Raw genomic sequence first — 16,048 nt, 5'->3', positions numbered from 1 at the left:
CAGACGCGCCAGAGGCGCTAGAGGCGCTAGAGGCGCTAGACGCGCTAGACGCGATCGGGATCGAAAACGGCTTTCTGGCCGGTGCCGTAAACCTTGAGCGCACCTTTTTCCCCCACCGCATTGGGGCGGTTGAAAATCCAGTTCTGCCAGGCCGTGAGCCGGCCGAAGATGCGGGTGTTCATGTTTTCCTGGCCGGCAAAGCGCAGGTTGGCTTCCAGCCCGGTCAGCGCGTCGGCGGACATGGCGGCGCGCTCTTCGATGGCGATACGCAACTCGTCGTCCCAGTCGATGTCGTCCGGCGCTGCGCTGACCAGCCCCAGGGCCTGGGCCGCGTCGGCATCCAGCGGCTGGCCCAGCGCCGCGCGGGCCGCTTGCAGGGGCGCGGCCTCGGCATGGAAGCGGCGCTGCAGGCGGCTTTGGTCGTTGACCATCGGCAGCAGGCCAAAGTTGAATTCGTCGAGCGTGAGCCGGGGCGCGCGCTGCGCGTCGCCCGGCAGCGCCAGCATGTAGATGCGGTCGGCGGCAAAGGCCAGTTCCGCCAGCGAGCCAGCGCAGGCGCAGCCGGGCTCGATCAGCGCGAACAGGCTGCGCGCAGACACATCCAGGCGGGCCAGGGTGCGGCGCAGCAGGCCGATGGTCTCGCGCACCAGCCAGTGCTCCTGGTGCGCCAGCAGGGTGGCGTCGCTGGCCAGCACGGCGGCGGCATCGCCTTGGGTCTTGAGCAGCCAGGTGCCGATGTCCAACTCGTTGGTGCGCAGGTGCAAGATGGCATCGTCGAGTTCGCGCGCCATGGCCAGCGGCCACCATGCCGCGCCTGCGGCCTCGATGGACGCGATGTCTGCGGGCTGCGCGCCGGTCGGCGCCTGTATGGACAGCGTGGCGCAGCCGCGCCTGCGGTCGATGGCGACGCTGACATGCGCGTAGCGCAGGCTGTCGGCGCTTTCTTCGCGCTCCAGCGGTGTCAGGGCGATGCCCCGGACGCCCCGGGCATCGGACGGGCGCATGCTGCCGGCGCCCAACCGGGCCGCGCACGCGTCGACCGCTGCGGCAAATTGCGCCGGCTTGGCAATCTGGTCGACCAAACGCCAGTCGAGCGCGCGCTGACCGCGAACGCCCTCGACGCTGGTGCAAAAAATGTCCGCCAGGTCATGGCGCACATGGCGTTTGTCGGTCAACCGGGTCAGACCGCCGGTGCCCGGCAGCACGCCCAGCAGGGGCACTTCGGGCAGCGAGACGGCGCAGGACCGGTCGTCGACCAGCACGATCGCGTCGCAGGCCAGTGCCAGTTCATAACCCCCGCCGGCGCAGGTGCCATTCACGGCGGCCACGAATTTGATGCCGGAGTACCGGGACGAGTCCTCCATGCCGTTGCGCGTTTCGTTCGTGAACTTGCAGAAATTGACCTTCCAGGCGTGGCTGGAGCGGCCCAGCATGAAGATGTTCGCGCCCGAGCAGAAGATGCGCTCCCTGGCGCTGGTGATGATGACCGAGCGCACCTGCGGGTGCTCGAAGCGGATGCGGTTGAGCGCGTCATGCAGTTCGATGTCCACGCCCAGGTCGTAGCTGTTGAGCTTGAGCTGGTATCCCGGGCGTATGCCGCCATCCTCGGCGATGGCCAGCGACAGACGGGCCACCGGCGCATCGACGGCCAGCTTCCAGTGGCGATATTGCCCGGGGTCCGTGCGGTAGTCGATGCGCGCAGCGACGGGCGGTGGGTGGTCGGTCATGGGGTCTCCACAAAGCCATCGAACGGGGGTGGATGGCATGAATAATAATGCGCAAATCTTTTTGCGTGCGTGCATCATGCTGCATGTCAAGCAGCAGGTCAATAGCAGCAGGTCAATCCCTGCTGCTGCCCATGCCCATGGCCTTGCGCACGCCCGATACCAGCGCTTGCAGGCTTTGATCGGGCGTTTGCCCCGAGGTGTCGATCGTGATGTCGGCCTTGGAGTAGAAGGCTGCGCGGCCGTCGAGGATGCGCCGCAAATCGTCCATTGCCTCTTGGCTGTCGGCCATGGGCCGCATATCCCCCTGCGCCACCACGCGCCCCATATGCTCCTCGGGGGCGGCGCGCAACCAGACGGTGGTGCAATGCGCCAGCAGTTGCTGGAAGGTGGCCGGGTCCGAGACGATGCCCCCGGGCGTCGCGATGACGACCTCGCTGTGGATTTGCAGCGTTTCTTCCAGCGCCCGGCGTTCATGGCGGCGGTAGGCCATGGTGCCATACAGATTGTGTATTTCCCTGACGCTGCACCCGGCGAGGGATTCGATCGCGTGGCTCAGTTCGACGAAGGGCATATCGAGCGCGCGCGCCAGCAGCGGCCCGAGCGTGGATTTGCCGGCGCCGCGCAGACCCACCAAGGCAATGCGGCTGTGCCTGGCGGGGTCGTCCGCGCCATTGAGCAGCGCATGCAGCGCCAGGCGCGCGCGGCGCAACTGCGGCTCGCTGCGGTGCTCCAGCAGTTCGCGGATCAGCAGCCACTCGGGCGAGCGCGTCGTGAAGTCGCCCTGCAACTCGGCGAGCGAGCAGTGCAGCGCGCCCGCCACCTGCTGCAACACCAGGATCGACGCATTGCCGGTGCCGTATTCCAGATTCGCCAGGTGGCGCTCGGAGATGCCAGCCGCCAAGGCAACGGCCTTGCGCGTCAGGCCACGCTGCGCGCGCAGCTTGCGCACGCGCTCGCCCAGGGCCACCAGCAGGGGGTTCTTGGCCTCATCGGTCGGCGCCGCAGCCTGGGGCGATGCGCTCGTCGACAAACCTGCCCCCGCCTCTTGCCGTTCATTCATACCCATCCTCATGTGCCTCATGCGTGCACTATACTGCTTGACACCACATCAAGCCCCACTTATCGTTCCATGACCTTGCCTGCCGGCAAGCGACACCCAAGCGACGCCATTGCCCGTCGGCAAAGCCACCACAACCAACCCAAGAACGATGATGGAGCCATCCCATGACCCAGTTGCCGCAGCGCTTCAATTTTGCCGCCCATTTGTTCGCCTCGAACCGCGCACGCGCCGAACGCACGGCCTACATCGACGACCAGGGGCGGCTGAGCTATGGCGCGCTCGAAGACGCCGCCCGGCGTCTGGCGACCTGGCTGCTCGATGCGGGGCTGCGCCGCGAGGAACGGGTGCTGCTGCTGATGCTCGACACCCGCGATTGGCCCGTGGCCTTCCTGGGCTGCCTGTATGCCGGGGTGCAGCCGGTGGCGGTCAACACCGTGCTCAAGGCCGATGACTATGCCCATATGCTGGGCCACTGCCGGGCGCAGGCCGTGCTGGTGTCGGGGGCCTTGTTGCCGGTGCTGGGCCAGGCCATGGAGCGCCAGCCGAACGAAGTCCGCCGGCTGATCGTGTCGCAGCCCACGGGGGCGCTGCCAGCACAGGCGCTGGACATGCAGGCCGCCGTGGCCGGCAGTCCTGCGCTGGCGGCGCCAGCGGACACCGGCGCGGACGAGCCAGGCTTTTGGCTGTATTCCTCGGGCTCCACCGGCAAACCCAAGGGCACGGTGCACAGCCATGGCAACCTGTGGTGGACGGCGCAGCTCTACGGCAAGGCGGTGCTGGGCTTGACGGACGAGGATGTCTGCTTTTCTGCCGCCAAGCTCTACTTTGGCTATGGCCTGGGCAACAGCCTGACGTTCCCGTTGTCGGTAGGGGCCAGCGTGGTGCTGATGGCCGAGCGCCCGACCCCCGAGGCCTGCTTTGAACGCTGGACCCGGCACCAGCCCACGGTATTTTTCGGCGCCCCCACCGGCTATGCCGGCATGCTCGCATCGCCCCGGCTGCCGCAGCGCCAGGCGGTGGCGCTGCGCATCTGCTCCTCGGCGGGAGAGGCCCTGCCGGCCGAGATCGCGCGGCGCTTCAAGGCCCACTTCGGCTGCGACATCATCGATGGCATAGGCTCCACGGAAATGCTGCACATCTACTTGTCCAACCGCCCCGGGGATGTGCGCTATGGCACCACGGGCAAGCCGGTGGCCGGCTACGACATTGCGCTGCGCGGCGAAGACGGGCGCGAGGTGCCCGATGGCGCGATTGGCGACTTGTACGTCCAGGGCCCCAGTGCCGCGCTGATGTACTGGAACGAGCGCGACAAGAGCCGCGAGACTTTTCAGGGGGTCTGGACCAAGAGTGGCGACAAGTACCTGCGCGACGCCGAAGGCTATTACACCTACGCCGGGCGCAGCGACGACATGCTCAAAGTCAGCGGCATCTATGTCTCGCCTTTCGAGGTCGAGGCCACCCTGATGCAACATGCTGCGGTTCTGGAGGCGGCGGTGATCGGCAAGCAGGATGCGGACGGTCTGACCAAACCCATGGCCTTCGTCGTGCTCAAGGACGGCCAGTCGGCCACGCAAGACGAGCTCAAGGCCTTTGTCAAGGAGCGCCTGGCGCCGTACAAATACCCCCGCTTCGTCGAGTTCGTGGCCGAGTTGCCCAAGACCGCCACCGGAAAGATCCAGCGCTTTCGGCTGCGCGAAAAGCAGTTGCCGCAGTCGCCTGTCTGAGCGCTGCGACAAGACCTGCGCTTCACCCCGCCCCCCGTGGTGCCTGCCCCATCGAGGGGGCGCGCCAGCGGCCCGGCGAGAGAGCCGGCCCTGCGGCGCGCCTGCGTTGCATGGACCGTGGACGACTGCTGCCGGAATGTGGGCAACGCCATCGAATGCTCCTGCGGCCCAGGGCCGGAGCATCAAAGTTTGTTTACATTCAACGACTTACGATAAGCCGTTGTAAAAGCGACTCAGGAATCGTGCCTACTCTTGGGTTTCAGGAGCAAAAGATGGCGGAGAAAGACACGATAGAAGAGCTCATCGAGCAGTTGCGCCAGTTGAAGGACCCGCAGGTTGCAGGCCGCACCGACCACAACCTGCTCGACATACTGGTTTTGGCACTGTGCGCGGTCATGTCTGGTGCACAAGGGTGGGATGACATAGAGGACTGGGGACGCGCGCGCGAAGGCTGGCTGCGTCGCTATCTGAAACTGCGCAACGGCATTCCCGGGCACGACACCATCCGTCGGGTATCACTTCGGTGGCCTGTATCGACTCCAGCCGCGTGATCGGCAGCAAGACCGAGACAGATCGGCGCTATGTGATCAGTTCATTGCCCGCCGACAGTGAGCGAATTTTGCACGCTGTGCGCATGCACTGGGGCATTGAAAATGGCTTGCACTGGTGCCTGGATGTGACCTTTGGAGAGGACGTCTGCCCCATCCGGCTATGCAATGCCGCACTCGACTTCTCATTGCTGCGCCGTGCCGCCATGAACCTGTTTCGTGCTGACCACTCTCGCGCCATGCGCCTGTCAAAAAAACGCAAGGCCGCTGCCTGGAACCCGGACTACCTCGCCAATATCCTTCATCTGCGGGAAATTTGATGCTCCGGCCCTGTTCAGCCGATCAACCAGGCGCTGCGGCGATGGGATCTTCCCGACAATGCGCAGTTGCTCGACGTGCGCTCGCTGGAGAGCCTGCCGGTCCACTGGCGTGATGACGAACCTTGGACGCAAGATGCGGGGATTCGCTGGCGCACATCTGGTGCTTCTCTGGGACTATGGGTGCCGTCGGCGGTGGAACCGGAGGAGTCAAATCTCATTCTGAATCCCGACCACGCAGCGTTTGCTTCGATCGTCGTGACGATCGAAAGGAACCCGTTTCAGTTCGACGCCCGGTTGTTCGCCTGAGTGGCATGCACTGCTGAATATGCTCCCATGCTGACTGTCGGAACGTGCCAACAGACACGAACTTCCAAGCAACTCTGCGGTATTCGTGCAGCCGTGCCTGCACTGACCCTCTATCTACCGGCGCGTCGCAGCTTCATGCGTGCGCCACTTGGCGGCACCTGTCAGTCGATGATCGCGCGCTTGACGTCTTCCTGAAGGCTGCGCAGGTGCGCGCGCATCGCGTCGCGCGCCAGCACGGGGTCGCGTGCGCGCAGCGCACGAATGATCTCGCCGTGCTCATCGTGGTTTTCGCGCTGGCGATGCAGCCGGCTGTGCAGGCGGAACAGACGTGCGTTCACACGCAGTTCCTCGACCAGCCGCGGCAGCACGACATTGCCGCTGGCCGTCGAGATGATGAGGTGGAACCGGTCGTCGAAATGCCAGTGCTCGGTCTCGTCGTGCTCGCCTGCGTCGAAGGACTTCAGGTCGGCCTCCAGCGCATCGATCTGCGCATCGCTGATCTTGTCGACGGCCAGCACGATGGCTTCTCCTTCGATGATCTCGCGGGCACGCATGCAGTCGAAGTACTCCTTGGTGCCCAGCGCGCGCACGGCATAGGAGCGCGCATCGCGGCGTACCAGCAGCCCTTCGCCGGCGAGCCGCACCAGCGCCTCGCGCATCGGTGTGCGCGAGATCCGCAGATCTTCCGCCAGGCGGCCTTCCTGCAAGGGACTGCCCGCCGATATCTTGCGATCCAGAATCAGCGTGCGCAGGCTCGCGTAGGCCTGCTCAGCCAGACTGGCAGAGCGCACCTCCAGCGGTGCGATGGTGATGGTGGCGGGTTGGGCCGGGCTGGGAAGACTTGGCATACGACGAAAAAAGGTTTCCACAGAGGTGCAAAAAAGCTCAGCAGGCAGGCCGCTGTGGAGTGAATGGTCTCACAGCCACTTGTCCAGGGGACTGCCGGCGTTCGGCGTGCGCGGGCGCAGGCACGGCTGGAACTGCCCCGAGCCCGGCTCGGCAGAAAAGACACCGTCGCGCCACACCACCCGCCCGCGCGACACCGTGATTCCTGGCCAGGCGCGCAGACGCATGCCTTCATAGGGCGTGTAGTCGGCCGCGTGATGGAGCATGTCGTTCGCAATGACCTTCTCGTGCCCCGGCTCGAACACGTCCCAGACAACGAAGTCGGCATCGCCGCCGACGGCAATGGTTCCCTTCTTCGGATACAGGCCGTACATGCGCGCCGGGTTGGTCGCAGTCAGTTCCACGAAGCGGTGCACGTCGATGCGCCCGGCCAGCACGCCCTCGCTCATCAGCAGCGGCATGCGCGTCTCGACGCCGGGAATGCCGTTCGGAATGCGGTCGAAGGAGGCGTCGTCGCCGGCCACGCGCTTGCCATCGGCCCCGTGGATGTCGAAGGGCGCATGGTCCGAGGAGAAGACCGTGAACAGGCCACTGGCCAGAGCGTTCCAGATGAACTGCTGGTTGGCCTTGTCGCGCGGCGGCGGGCTGCAGATGCAGCGCGCACCGTGCATGGGGTCGTCGGGATCGATGCCCAGGTCTTCCGCACTCAGGAACAGGTACTGCGGGCAGGTCTCGGCAAAGATCGGCAGCCCGCGCCCGCGCGCCCAATGGATCTGCTCGACGGCCTCGCGGCCCGACACATGCACGATGAGGATCGGCGTGTCGATAAGTTCTGCCAGCGCAATGGCGCGGTGCGTGGCTTCGCGCTCCACGGCCATGGGGCGCGAGCTGCCGTGGTGGCGCGGGGCCGTGAGGCCCGCGTCCAGCAGTTGTTCTGTGAGCCAGGCGATGCAGTCGCTGTTCTCGGCGTGGATCATCGTCATCGCGCCCTGCCGGCGCGCCACCGCGAGCACCTCGATGATCTGGCGGTCGTCCAGCTTCAGGTCCTCGTAGGTCATGTAGATCTTGAACGAGGTGTAGCCCTTCTCGATCAACGCCGGCAGTTCGCGCTGCGTCACGTCCTTGGTGGCGTCGGCGACGATCAGGTGGAAGGCGTAGTCGATCACCGCCTTGTCGTCGGCGCGGCGGTGGTAGTCGTCGACCGCGTCCTGGATGCTGCCGCCCTTTTGCTGCGCGGCAAAGGGCAGCACGGTGGTCGTGCCGCCGCAGGCCGCCGATCGCGTCCCGGTGAAGAAGTCGTCCGAAAACCGCGAGCCATCGCTGGTGGGCTGGTCGAAGTGGCAATGGCCGTCGACGCCGCCAGGCGTGACGAGCCGGCCGGCCGCATCGATCTCGCGTGCGGCGCTGCCGTCCAGCTGCTGAGCGATCGCGCTGATGCGCCCATCGCGAACGCCGATGTCGGCCACGTAGCGATCGCCCACGGTGGCGATGTCGGCGTTGCGAAGGATCAGGTCGTAGTGCTGCATGGCGGGCTTTCGGCTAGTGTCGCGTCACCGATCAGATGTCGTAGGCTGCGCGCAGCCATCGGAGCGCAGCGCAAGGCGCATCGCGCGGCCCATACTGAGCGTATTGGCAAGCGATGCAACGCCGCGATGCGCTTCGATGGCCAGCGCAGACCGACAGATGATCGGTGACGCGACACTAGCGTTGCTCGAGCACGACGTCCGTCGTGGCCGTTGCCGCGGGCTCGCTCGCGTTGCCGTAGGCGCGGCCGTAGTGGCGCTCGATGCGCCGCTGGATGAAGTCCCACACCGTGGTCATGAGCAGGTAGTAGATGGCGGCCACGATGAACAGCTCCAGCACCATGAATTTCTCCTGGATCAACACCTGGGTGCGGCGCAGCAGCTCCTCCATCGAGATCACCGAGGTGATCGACGTGGTCTTGAGCAGGCCGTTGATGCTGTTGCCCAGCGTCGGGATGATCAGCCGCATGGCCTGCGGCATCACGATGTAGCGCATGCTCTGAGCGCTGCTGAAGCCCACGGCGCGCGCGGCGTTCGTCTGGCCAACCGACACCGACTGGATGCCGCCGCGCACCACTTCGGCAAGGTAGGCCGCCTCGTTGAGGATCAGCCCCAGCAGCGCCGACTCCACCACCGACAGCTTCACGCCCAGTTGCGGCAGCCCGGTGTAGATGATGATCAGCTGCACCAGCAGTGGCGTGCCGCGGAACACCCAGATGTAGAAGTGCGCCGGCGCGGCAAGCCAGCGGTGGCGCGACAGCCGGGCCAGGGCCAGCGCGCAACCCACCACCAATCCGCCCGCGATGGCCGCCAGCGTCAGCCACAAGGTGGTGAGCGCGCCGCTCAGGATGTACGGGTTGAACAGATAGTCGAAGAAGCCCGACCAGTTCCAGCCTTGTCCCATGGAAGTTCCTTCGTTGACGAAGTCGGTGACGAGAAAGCGCCGCGCGCTCAGCTCGCCGGTCCCTTGACGAGCACGGTGCCGTCGGTCGCCTTCACGCCGTACTGGTCGAGCAGCTTGTTGAGGGAACCGTCGGCCTTCATGTCGTTGAGCACCTTGGCCACCGCGATCGACAGTTCCTTGTTCTTGGCGGCCAACGCCACCGGCGTGGGGAACAGGCCGTGCAGCACACGGTCGAAGTCGCCGCGCTTTTGGTATTCGGCACCGGTGGAGTCGATCGACAGCGCCACCTCGACCTGGCCGGCGCGCAGCGACTGGAAGGCCATCGCGAAGTTCTCGAAGGTGCGGATGGTCATGCCCTTGAGGCCCTTGTCGGTCAGTTGCTTGTCGAGTTCGCGCGCCTTGCGCTCTTCGAAGCCGCCGATCTCCACGCCGATGCTCTTGCCCGACAGGTCCTCGGGCTTGTTGATCTTCAGCGGGTTGCCCCTGGCAGTGCTGATGCTGATGGCCTGGTCTTCGTAAGGCAGCATCTGCATGAGCTTGGCGCGCTCGTCGGTGTAGAAGATGCCGGTGTTGATGATGTCCCAGCGACCGGCCTGCAGGCCCGGGATCATGGCCGAGAACTCGATGCGCACGTACTCGGGCGTGAGGCACAGGCGCTTGGCGATGGCCTCGCCCAGTTCGACCCGCATGCCCTTGAGCGCACCGGTCTGGTCGACGAACTGCATCGGCGGCAGGGTCGGGTTGACCGACATGATCAGCGTGCCCTTCTTCACCAGCGCGGCGTCGGGCACCGGCGACTTGCAGGCCTGGGCGTTTGCGGCCCCCATCCCGAGAATGAAAAGAGCAGCGACCGAAGCGACAGCGGGAAGCAGTTTCATGGTGATTTCCTGGTGAAGGTGGAACGAGGCGAAGGGAAGCGAGAAAACGGCGCTCAGCGCGCGATGGAGTCGAGCAGGCCGAGCCGGTCGAGGGCGCGCCGCAGGTCTACGGCATCGGCTTCGGGCAGGGGCAGGCGCGGCGCGCGCGGCTTGCCCACGGGCAGACCCATCATCGAGAGGCCGTCCTTCGAGGCCGCGACATAGCGGTGGCCGCCGACCCAGCGCACGATCGGCAGCATCTGCTTGTAGAGCGCCAGCGCAGCAGGCATGTCCCGCTCGTCGGCCACCAGTTCGAACAGGCGGGCCGACATCTTCGGAATCAGGTTGGAGCAGACAGCCACCCAGCCTTGCGCGCCAAGCCAGAACGATTCGTAGCCGAGGATGCCCGCGAACACCGTCATGCGGTCGCCGCACAGCTCGATGATGTCGCGCACCCGCGTGACCTCGAGCGTCGACTCCTTGATGTACTTGCAGTTGTCGATGCGCGACAGGCGCGCCACCAACTCGGGCTTCAGGTCCACATTGGCCGTGGCCGGGTTGTTGTAGACCATGATCGGCACGTTGATCGCCTCGCCCACCTTTCGGTAGTGCTCGAACAGCTCGTCGTCGGTGGGCGAGCTGTAGAACGGCGGAATGATCATCACGCCGTCGGCGCCCATGGTCTCGGCCTCGCGGCTCAGCCGCACGCACTCGTCGGTCCACTCCGCACCGGTGCCGATCAGAACGGGCACGCGTTTTGCGCTGGTCTGCACGCAGGTCGCAATCACCAGTTGCCGCTCTTCGGGCGTCAACGACAGAAACTCGCCGGTGCTTCCCAGCGGAATCAGCCCGTGGATGCCCTCTTCAATCTGCCAGTTGACCAGCTTCTTGAGCGCAGGCACGTCCACGTGCTTGCCGTCGGCGGTCATCGGGGTGATCAGCACCGTATAGGTGCCTCGGAACGCTGTCATGGGTCGGTTCTCGGTAAAAAATCGGATGACGAAATGCTTGTGTGCGATTAGTATACGTATACGTTGCGTATATTAAAGCAGTTTTTTTGCTTCGCACCTTGTCCATGAGCGCCAGACTGACTCACTGCTCCATTGCCACCGGCGGCCGGCCGATCCGCTTCTGGTACGACGGCCAGGCCGTTGATGGCCTCGAGGGCGAGACCGTGGCAGCCGCACTGGCGGCCAGCCACATCCGCCAGATGCGGCACACGCGCGAGGGCGAACGCCGCGGTCTTTACTGCGGCATGGGCGCCTGCTTCGACTGCCTGGTGACGGTCGACGGGGTGGCCAGCCAGCGCGCCTGCCTGACCAAGGTGGCAGACGGCCAGCAGATCCGGTCGACCATACCGGCGGGCACGTCCGCCGACCCTTTGCAGCCGCTGACCCCGCCCGCTGACGCGGAGCCGACCGAGCAAGACATCGATGTACTGGTGGTCGGCGCCGGACCGGCCGGCCTGTCGGCGGCACTGGCCGCGCGGCAAGCCGGGGCCAGCGTGCTGGTGCTCGACGAGCGGCTGCAGTCCGGCGGGCAGTTCTACAAGCCGCTGGCCCCTTCACACCACGCGCCCCGCCCTGCAGATCGCCAGTTCGCCCAGGGCTTGGCACTTGAACGCGACGTGCGCGCGGCCGGCGTGACCATCGCGCAGGGCGCACAGGTCTGGGCCGCGTTCTCGGCACATGAAGTCAGCGCGCTGATTGCCGGGCGGGCCACCCACATCCGGTGCCGGCAACTGGTGATCGCACCAGGTGCCTACGAGCGGCCCGTTCCCATTCCCGGCTGGACGTTGCCCGGAGTGATGACGACCGGCGCCGCACAAACACTGGCGCGGGCCTACCGGGTGGCACCGGGCCGGCGCGTGGTGATCGCGGGCAACGGCCCGCTCAACCTGCAACTTGCCGCGGAACTGCTGGCCGGCGGTGCGCACGTGGTCGCGGTGCTCGAATCGGCGGCCCGCCCCTCGGCGCGCGATTGGCGCCAACTGCTGACCACTGCCCGCACTGCGCCCGACCTGGTGCGCCAGGGCTGGGGCTACCTGCGGCAACTGCGCGCGCACAAGGTCCCGGTACTGTGGCGACACGCGGTAGTGGCAGCCGAAGGGGACAGCGAACTGCGGACAGTGCAAGCCGTGCAGGTGGACGATGGAGGCCAGCCCACTGCATCGCCAGTGCTACGCTTCGAGGCCGACACGCTGTGCCTGGGCTACGGCTTCATCCCCTCGACCGAACTCGCACGCATGCTGGGCTGCGAACATCGCGTGGTCGACCGGCACCTCGGCTATCTCGCGACCGTGACCGCCGAAGACGGCGCCACCAGCCTGGCGGATGTCTTCGTGGTCGGCGACGGTGCAGACATGGGTGGCGCGCGCGTCGCGTTGGCACGCGGCACGCTGGCCGGTCGGGCCGCGGCGCGCAAGCTCGGTTTTCCAACGCCACCCACGGCGCCTCGCGACCGGACGGCGGCCCAACTCCGGCGGGCCGAGTGCTTCCAGCGGGCGCTCTGGTCGCTGTACGAGACCCCCCCCGTGGCACTGAATGCCGTCAGCGATGACACGCTGCTGTGCCGCTGCGAGGAGATCAGCTTCGGCTCGGTGCGCGAGCAGATCCGTGCGGGCCGCGATACGCTGGCAGCGCTCAAGCGCAACACACGGCTGGGCATGGGCCGCTGCCAAGGCCGCTACTGCGCGGTCACGGCCGCCAAGCTGGTGAGCGAGATGACGGGGCGACCGCTGGAGGTCGAGCAGTACTTCGCGCCGCGTCCGCCGGCCAAGCCCGTGCCGGCCGGCGCGCTGGGCTTCGAGAAGCCCGAATGGGGCGGCCACAAGCCGGCCATCACGCCGAATCTCGCGCGCCCGGTCGAACACGCGCCCTTCGACACCCTGCGCACCGACGTGCTGGTCATCGGCGCCGGCGTGCTCGGCTCCTGTCTCGGCCACTATCTGTCGAAGGCGGGCCAGGACGTGACGGTGGTCGACCGCGACGACATCAACCTCCAGGCCTCGGGCGCCAATGCGGGCAGCCTGCACGTGCAGTTGCTGTCCTTTGATTTCGGCGCCAAGGCGCAGGAAGGCGGCGGCCCGGCCGCGGCCACGCTGCCGCTGGGCCCCATGTCCGTGCGGCTGTGGCAGGAGATCGAGGCCGCGTCCGGCGAAGACCTGGAGATCAAGATCACCGGGGGACTGATGGTGGCCGACACCGACGCCGGCATGCGGTTCATCGAGGCCAAGGCCGCACTGGAACGCAGCCACGGCATCGACGCGCAAGTCATCGACGCCGCCACGCTGCGCCGTCTGTCCCCGGCCCTGTCGCCAAAGCTCCTGGGCGCCGAGCTCTGCCCCATGGAGGGCAAGATCAACCCGCTGCGCGCGACCTATGCCGTGGCCTCCCTCGCGCAGCAGCAGGGCGCACGCTTCCTGCGCGGCTGCGATGTACGCCAGATCGAGCGCCGACCGGGCGGCGGCGGCTTCGTGGTCCATACCTCGCGCGGCGTCATCCATGCCAGCCGCGTGGTGAACGCCAGCGGCGCATGGTCCAGCAAGGTTGGCGACATGCTCGGCGTGCAGATTCCCGTCAAGGGTGCACCGCTGCAGATGATCGTGACCGAGCCCGCGCCGCCGCTGGTCAACCATCTGGTGGCGCATGCCGACCGGCACCTGAGCCTCAAGCAGGCGGCCACCGGCGGCCTGATCATCGGCGGTGGCTGGACTGCGGCTTTTCATGAAGGCATGCGGTTGAACCGCGCCGAACGCGACAGCATCGAGGGCGGGCTGTGGGTCGCGCGCCAGGTGCTGCCGGCCGTGAGCGGCCTGCACATGGTTCGCTGCTGGGCCGGCATGAACGTCAACATCGACGGCGCCCCTATCCTGGGTGATGTGCCCGGTGTGCCGGGCTTCTACAACGCCGTCACTTCCAACGGCTACACCCTGGCGCCCATTGCCGCGCGCCTGGTCACCGACCTGATCGTGCACGGGCGCACGGACATCGACATCACGCCTTTTCGAATCGACCGATTTCTTTGATGGAGCCCCATGACTGATCCCTCCCACACCCAGGCCCATGCACGCGACGTGCTGCGCCAATTCATCGACACCCACTTCGACAGCCAGGTCCAGACCCTGGCTCAGCTGGTGCAATGCCCATCCGACAATCCGCCCGGCGATTGCGCGCCGCATGCCGAGGTGGCGGCGCGCCTGCTCGAGGGCATGGACCTGGTGGTCGAGCGCCACGCTGTGCCAGCGGAATTCGCGCAGCAGCACGGCATGCGCAGCGTGACCAATCTCATTGTGCGCGAGCGTTTCGGCGATGGCCCGGTGATCGCCCTCAATGCGCACGGCGATGTCGTGCCGCCGGGCGCCGGCTGGACGGGCTCGCCCTACAGCGGCGAGGTGCGCGACGGCTGGCTGTACGGGCGCGGCGCGGCGGTCTCGAAGTCGGATTTCACCACCTATGCCTTCGCGCTGCGCGCGCTCAAACAACTGCACGCAAGCGGCACGCCGCTGGCCGGAACCGTCGAACTGCACTTGACCTACGACGAAGAAACCGGGGGCATGACCGGCCCTGGCTGGATTCTTTCGCAGGGGCTGAGCCGTCCCGACTACGTGATCTCCGCGGCCTTCTCGCACCATGTCGTCGTGGCGCACAACGGTTGCTTGCACCTGGAAGTGATCCTGCGCGGCAAATCGGCGCATGCCGCGCGGCCCGAGACAGGCGCCGACGCCATCGAAGCCGCGGCCGCCCTGCTGCCCGCTCTCTACCGCTACCGTGACCAACTCGTGGACAGGCCCTCGAAGACACCCGGCATCGCGCTTCCGACGATGGTGGTCGGCCTGATCGAGGGCGGCATCAACACCAACGTGGTGGCCGACACGCTGAGCTTGCGCATCGACCGCCGCATCGTGCCGGAGGAGTCGCCCGAAGCGGTCGAGGCCGAACTGCGGCAGGTCATCGAGGACGCCTGCGCCGCGCTGGCCGGCATCTCGGTCGAGATCCGTCAGATCCTGCTGGCCCGCCCGTTCGTACCCGCACCCGGTGCGGCGGAATTTTCCGCACTGATGTGCCGCGAGGCGACGCAGGTCATGGGCAAGCCCGTGACCACGATCGGCGTGCCGCTGTACACCGACGCGCGCCTGTACAGCGAAGCCGGTATTCCGACCGTGATGTACGGCGCCGGCCCCGAATCGCTGCTCGAAGCCAACGGCCACCGCGCCGACGAGCGCGTCCCCCTCGACGAACTGCGCAAGGCGACCCTCGTGGTCGCCCACACGCTTTTGCATCTCATGGCCCTGCCAAAGGAAACCCGATGATCGAAATCAATCGAGTGAGCAAGTGGTACGGCGCTTTTCAGGTGCTGACCGATTGCACGACGAGCATCCGCAAAGGCGAAGTCCTCGTGGTCTGCGGGCCTTCGGGTTCGGGCAAGTCCACGTTGATCAAGTGCGTGAACGCGCTGGAGCCCTTCCAGAAAGGCGACATCACGGTCGACGGAACCTCGGCGGGCGATCCGAAGATCGATCTCAACCGGCTGCGCTCGCGCGTGGGCATGGTGTTCCAGCATTTCGAGCTGTTTCCCCACCTGTCGATCGAGCAGAACCTGTCGATCGCGCAAATCAAAGTGCTCAAGCGTTCGTCGAGCGAGGCGCGCGCGCGCTCCATGGTGCTGCTCGAGCGCGTGGGCATGAAAGCCCATTCACACAAGTTCCCGTCGCAGCTGTCGGGCGGCCAGCAACAGCGCGTGGCCATTGCTCGCGCGCTGGCCATGGACCCGATCGCCATGCTGTTCGATGAGCCCACCTCCGCGCTCGACCCCGAGATGGTCAACGAGGTGCTCGACGTGATGGTTCAGCTGGCTTGCGAAGGGATGACCATGATGTGCGTGACGCACGAGATGGGCTTTGCGCGCAAGGTGGCCAACCGCGTGATCTTCATGGATCGCGGCAGCATCGTCGAAGACTGCCCGAAGGAAGAGTTCTTCGGCAACCCGGCAGCGCGCTCCGACCGCGCGCAGCAGTTCCTCTCGAAAATTCTCCAGCACTGATCCGTCGAAACGAGCCTCCCCAAAAAAGCCGGCATCGGAATGCGCGCTCACTACACGTGGATTTCGAGCAGCGCGTCCCGGTGGTGCTTAGGACTCCAACCTTTCGCATGACGGCCCGTCCAGCCATCCAGCCACGCGCGTGTGCAAGCGTTCGCGGCACTCAGGGATCGATCAAGGCAATTGGCGCGCGA

The 16,048-nt window shown here is 66.4% G+C and carries 15 protein-coding genes; 7 read left to right on the top strand and 8 right to left on the bottom strand.

The window, feature by feature from the left end; translation table 11 throughout:
* Positions 1-44: 44 nt before the first annotated feature.
* Together boxC and VEIS_RS03590 are read right to left on the bottom strand one after the other, a co-directional pair.
* A complete protein-coding gene (gene boxC / locus VEIS_RS03595; protein ID WP_011808528.1) occupies positions 45-1,727 on the bottom strand; it encodes a 2,3-epoxybenzoyl-CoA dihydrolase in 1,683 nt (560 codons plus the stop codon).
* 112 nt (positions 1,728-1,839) lie between these two features.
* On the bottom strand, positions 1,840-2,787 hold the full coding sequence (locus tag VEIS_RS03590) for a helix-turn-helix transcriptional regulator (protein ID WP_011808527.1): 948 nt from the start codon (positions 2,785-2,787) through the stop codon (positions 1,840-1,842).
* Positions 2,788-2,951: 164 nt separating this feature from the next.
* Here VEIS_RS03590 and VEIS_RS03585 point away from each other — a divergent pair, with 164 nt between their 5' ends.
* The 4 genes from VEIS_RS03585 to VEIS_RS25410 all read left to right on the top strand — a co-directional run bounded on the left by VEIS_RS03585 (position 2,952) and on the right by VEIS_RS25410 (position 5,685).
* A complete protein-coding gene (locus VEIS_RS03585; RefSeq protein ID WP_011808526.1) occupies positions 2,952-4,511 on the top strand; it encodes a benzoate-CoA ligase family protein in 1,560 nt (519 codons plus the stop codon).
* A gap of 272 nt (positions 4,512-4,783) precedes the next feature.
* Entirely contained in the window at positions 4,784-5,062 is a 279-nt protein-coding gene (locus VEIS_RS29540) for a transposase family protein (RefSeq protein ID WP_011808525.1), read from the top strand.
* Positions 4,963-5,379, top strand: coding sequence for an ISAs1 family transposase (locus tag VEIS_RS03575; protein WP_321161077.1), 417 nt, complete (start codon positions 4,963-4,965; stop codon positions 5,377-5,379). The genes VEIS_RS29540 and VEIS_RS03575 overlap by 100 nt, the downstream gene beginning before the upstream one ends.
* A 21-nt stretch (positions 5,380-5,400) precedes the next feature.
* On the top strand, positions 5,401-5,685 hold the full coding sequence (locus tag VEIS_RS25410) for an RES family NAD+ phosphorylase (protein ID WP_083758558.1): 285 nt from the start codon (positions 5,401-5,403) through the stop codon (positions 5,683-5,685).
* Positions 5,686-5,846: 161 nt separating this feature from the next.
* Here the strand turns inward: VEIS_RS25410 and VEIS_RS03565 are convergent, their stop codons facing one another.
* From VEIS_RS03565 to VEIS_RS03545, 6 genes are all read right to left on the bottom strand, one after another.
* On the bottom strand, positions 5,847-6,533 hold the full coding sequence (locus VEIS_RS03565; protein WP_011808522.1) for a GntR family transcriptional regulator: 687 nt from the start codon (positions 6,531-6,533) through the stop codon (positions 5,847-5,849).
* A 69-nt stretch (positions 6,534-6,602) separates the two neighbouring features.
* Positions 6,603-8,057, bottom strand: a complete 1,455-nt coding sequence (hydA, locus tag VEIS_RS03560) for a dihydropyrimidinase (protein ID WP_011808521.1) — start codon at positions 8,055-8,057, stop codon at positions 6,603-6,605.
* Positions 8,039-8,233 carry a hypothetical protein gene (locus VEIS_RS27570; protein ID WP_232287833.1) on the bottom strand — a complete coding sequence of 65 codons (195 nt, stop codon included), beginning with the start codon at positions 8,231-8,233 and terminating at the stop codon, positions 8,039-8,041. The genes hydA and VEIS_RS27570 overlap by 19 nt, the downstream gene beginning before the upstream one ends.
* Positions 8,233-8,958, bottom strand: a complete 726-nt coding sequence (locus tag VEIS_RS03555) for an amino acid ABC transporter permease (RefSeq protein ID WP_011808520.1) — start codon at positions 8,956-8,958, stop codon at positions 8,233-8,235. The genes VEIS_RS27570 and VEIS_RS03555 overlap by 1 nt, the downstream gene beginning before the upstream one ends.
* Before the next feature lie 47 nt (positions 8,959-9,005).
* Positions 9,006-9,836, bottom strand: coding sequence for an ABC transporter substrate-binding protein (locus tag VEIS_RS03550; RefSeq protein ID WP_011808519.1), 831 nt, complete (start codon positions 9,834-9,836; stop codon positions 9,006-9,008).
* 53 nt (positions 9,837-9,889) lie between these two features.
* On the bottom strand, positions 9,890-10,786 hold the full coding sequence (locus tag VEIS_RS03545) for a dihydrodipicolinate synthase family protein (RefSeq protein WP_011808518.1): 897 nt from the start codon (positions 10,784-10,786) through the stop codon (positions 9,890-9,892).
* A gap of 104 nt (positions 10,787-10,890) precedes the next feature.
* On the opposite strand from VEIS_RS03545, the gene VEIS_RS03540 reads away from it, so the two are divergent.
* Genes VEIS_RS03540 through VEIS_RS03530 form a run of 3 tightly spaced genes read left to right on the top strand, consistent with a single transcriptional unit; the run spans position 10,891 to position 15,857 of the window.
* Positions 10,891-13,842 carry an FAD-dependent oxidoreductase gene (locus VEIS_RS03540; RefSeq protein WP_011808517.1) on the top strand — a complete coding sequence of 984 codons (2,952 nt, stop codon included), beginning with the start codon at positions 10,891-10,893 and terminating at the stop codon, positions 13,840-13,842.
* A gap of 9 nt (positions 13,843-13,851) precedes the next feature.
* On the top strand, positions 13,852-15,126 hold the full coding sequence (locus tag VEIS_RS03535; protein ID WP_011808516.1) for a M20/M25/M40 family metallo-hydrolase: 1,275 nt from the start codon (positions 13,852-13,854) through the stop codon (positions 15,124-15,126).
* Positions 15,123-15,857, top strand: coding sequence for an amino acid ABC transporter ATP-binding protein (locus tag VEIS_RS03530; protein WP_011808515.1), 735 nt, complete (start codon positions 15,123-15,125; stop codon positions 15,855-15,857). The genes VEIS_RS03535 and VEIS_RS03530 overlap by 4 nt, the downstream gene beginning before the upstream one ends.
* Positions 15,858-16,048 lie beyond the last annotated feature (191 nt).

The sequence above is a fragment of the Verminephrobacter eiseniae EF01-2 genome, from assembly GCF_000015565.1.
GTDB lineage: Bacteria > Pseudomonadota > Gammaproteobacteria > Burkholderiales > Burkholderiaceae_C > Acidovorax > Acidovorax eiseniae.
Note: the sequence above shows the minus strand (reverse complement) of the source record. Positions and strands in the feature narration are given on the sequence as shown.

What these genes read in the sequence shown, in the direction of transcription:
- VEIS_RS03550 (WP_011808519.1), bottom strand. Translation starts at nt 9,836, where the DNA reads ATGAAACTGCTTCCCGCTGTCGCTTCGGTCGCTGCTCTTTTCATTCTC.
- boxC (WP_011808528.1), bottom strand. Translation starts at nt 1,727, where the DNA reads ATGACCGACCACCCACCGCCCGTCGCTGCGCGCATCGACTACCGCACG.
- VEIS_RS03545 (WP_011808518.1), bottom strand. Translation starts at nt 10,786, where the DNA reads ATGACAGCGTTCCGAGGCACCTATACGGTGCTGATCACCCCGATGACC.
- VEIS_RS03555 (WP_011808520.1), bottom strand. Translation starts at nt 8,958, where the DNA reads ATGGGACAAGGCTGGAACTGGTCGGGCTTCTTCGACTATCTGTTCAAC.
- VEIS_RS03535 (WP_011808516.1), top strand. Translation starts at nt 13,852, where the DNA reads ATGACTGATCCCTCCCACACCCAGGCCCATGCACGCGACGTGCTGCGC.
- VEIS_RS03585 (WP_011808526.1), top strand. Translation starts at nt 2,952, where the DNA reads ATGACCCAGTTGCCGCAGCGCTTCAATTTTGCCGCCCATTTGTTCGCC.
- VEIS_RS03540 (WP_011808517.1), top strand. Translation starts at nt 10,891, where the DNA reads ATGAGCGCCAGACTGACTCACTGCTCCATTGCCACCGGCGGCCGGCCG.
- hydA (WP_011808521.1), bottom strand. Translation starts at nt 8,057, where the DNA reads ATGCAGCACTACGACCTGATCCTTCGCAACGCCGACATCGCCACCGTG.
- VEIS_RS03590 (WP_011808527.1), bottom strand. Translation starts at nt 2,787, where the DNA reads ATGAATGAACGGCAAGAGGCGGGGGCAGGTTTGTCGACGAGCGCATCG.
- VEIS_RS29540 (WP_011808525.1), top strand. Translation starts at nt 4,784, where the DNA reads ATGGCGGAGAAAGACACGATAGAAGAGCTCATCGAGCAGTTGCGCCAG.
- VEIS_RS03565 (WP_011808522.1), bottom strand. Translation starts at nt 6,533, where the DNA reads ATGCCAAGTCTTCCCAGCCCGGCCCAACCCGCCACCATCACCATCGCA.
- VEIS_RS03530 (WP_011808515.1), top strand. Translation starts at nt 15,123, where the DNA reads ATGATCGAAATCAATCGAGTGAGCAAGTGGTACGGCGCTTTTCAGGTG.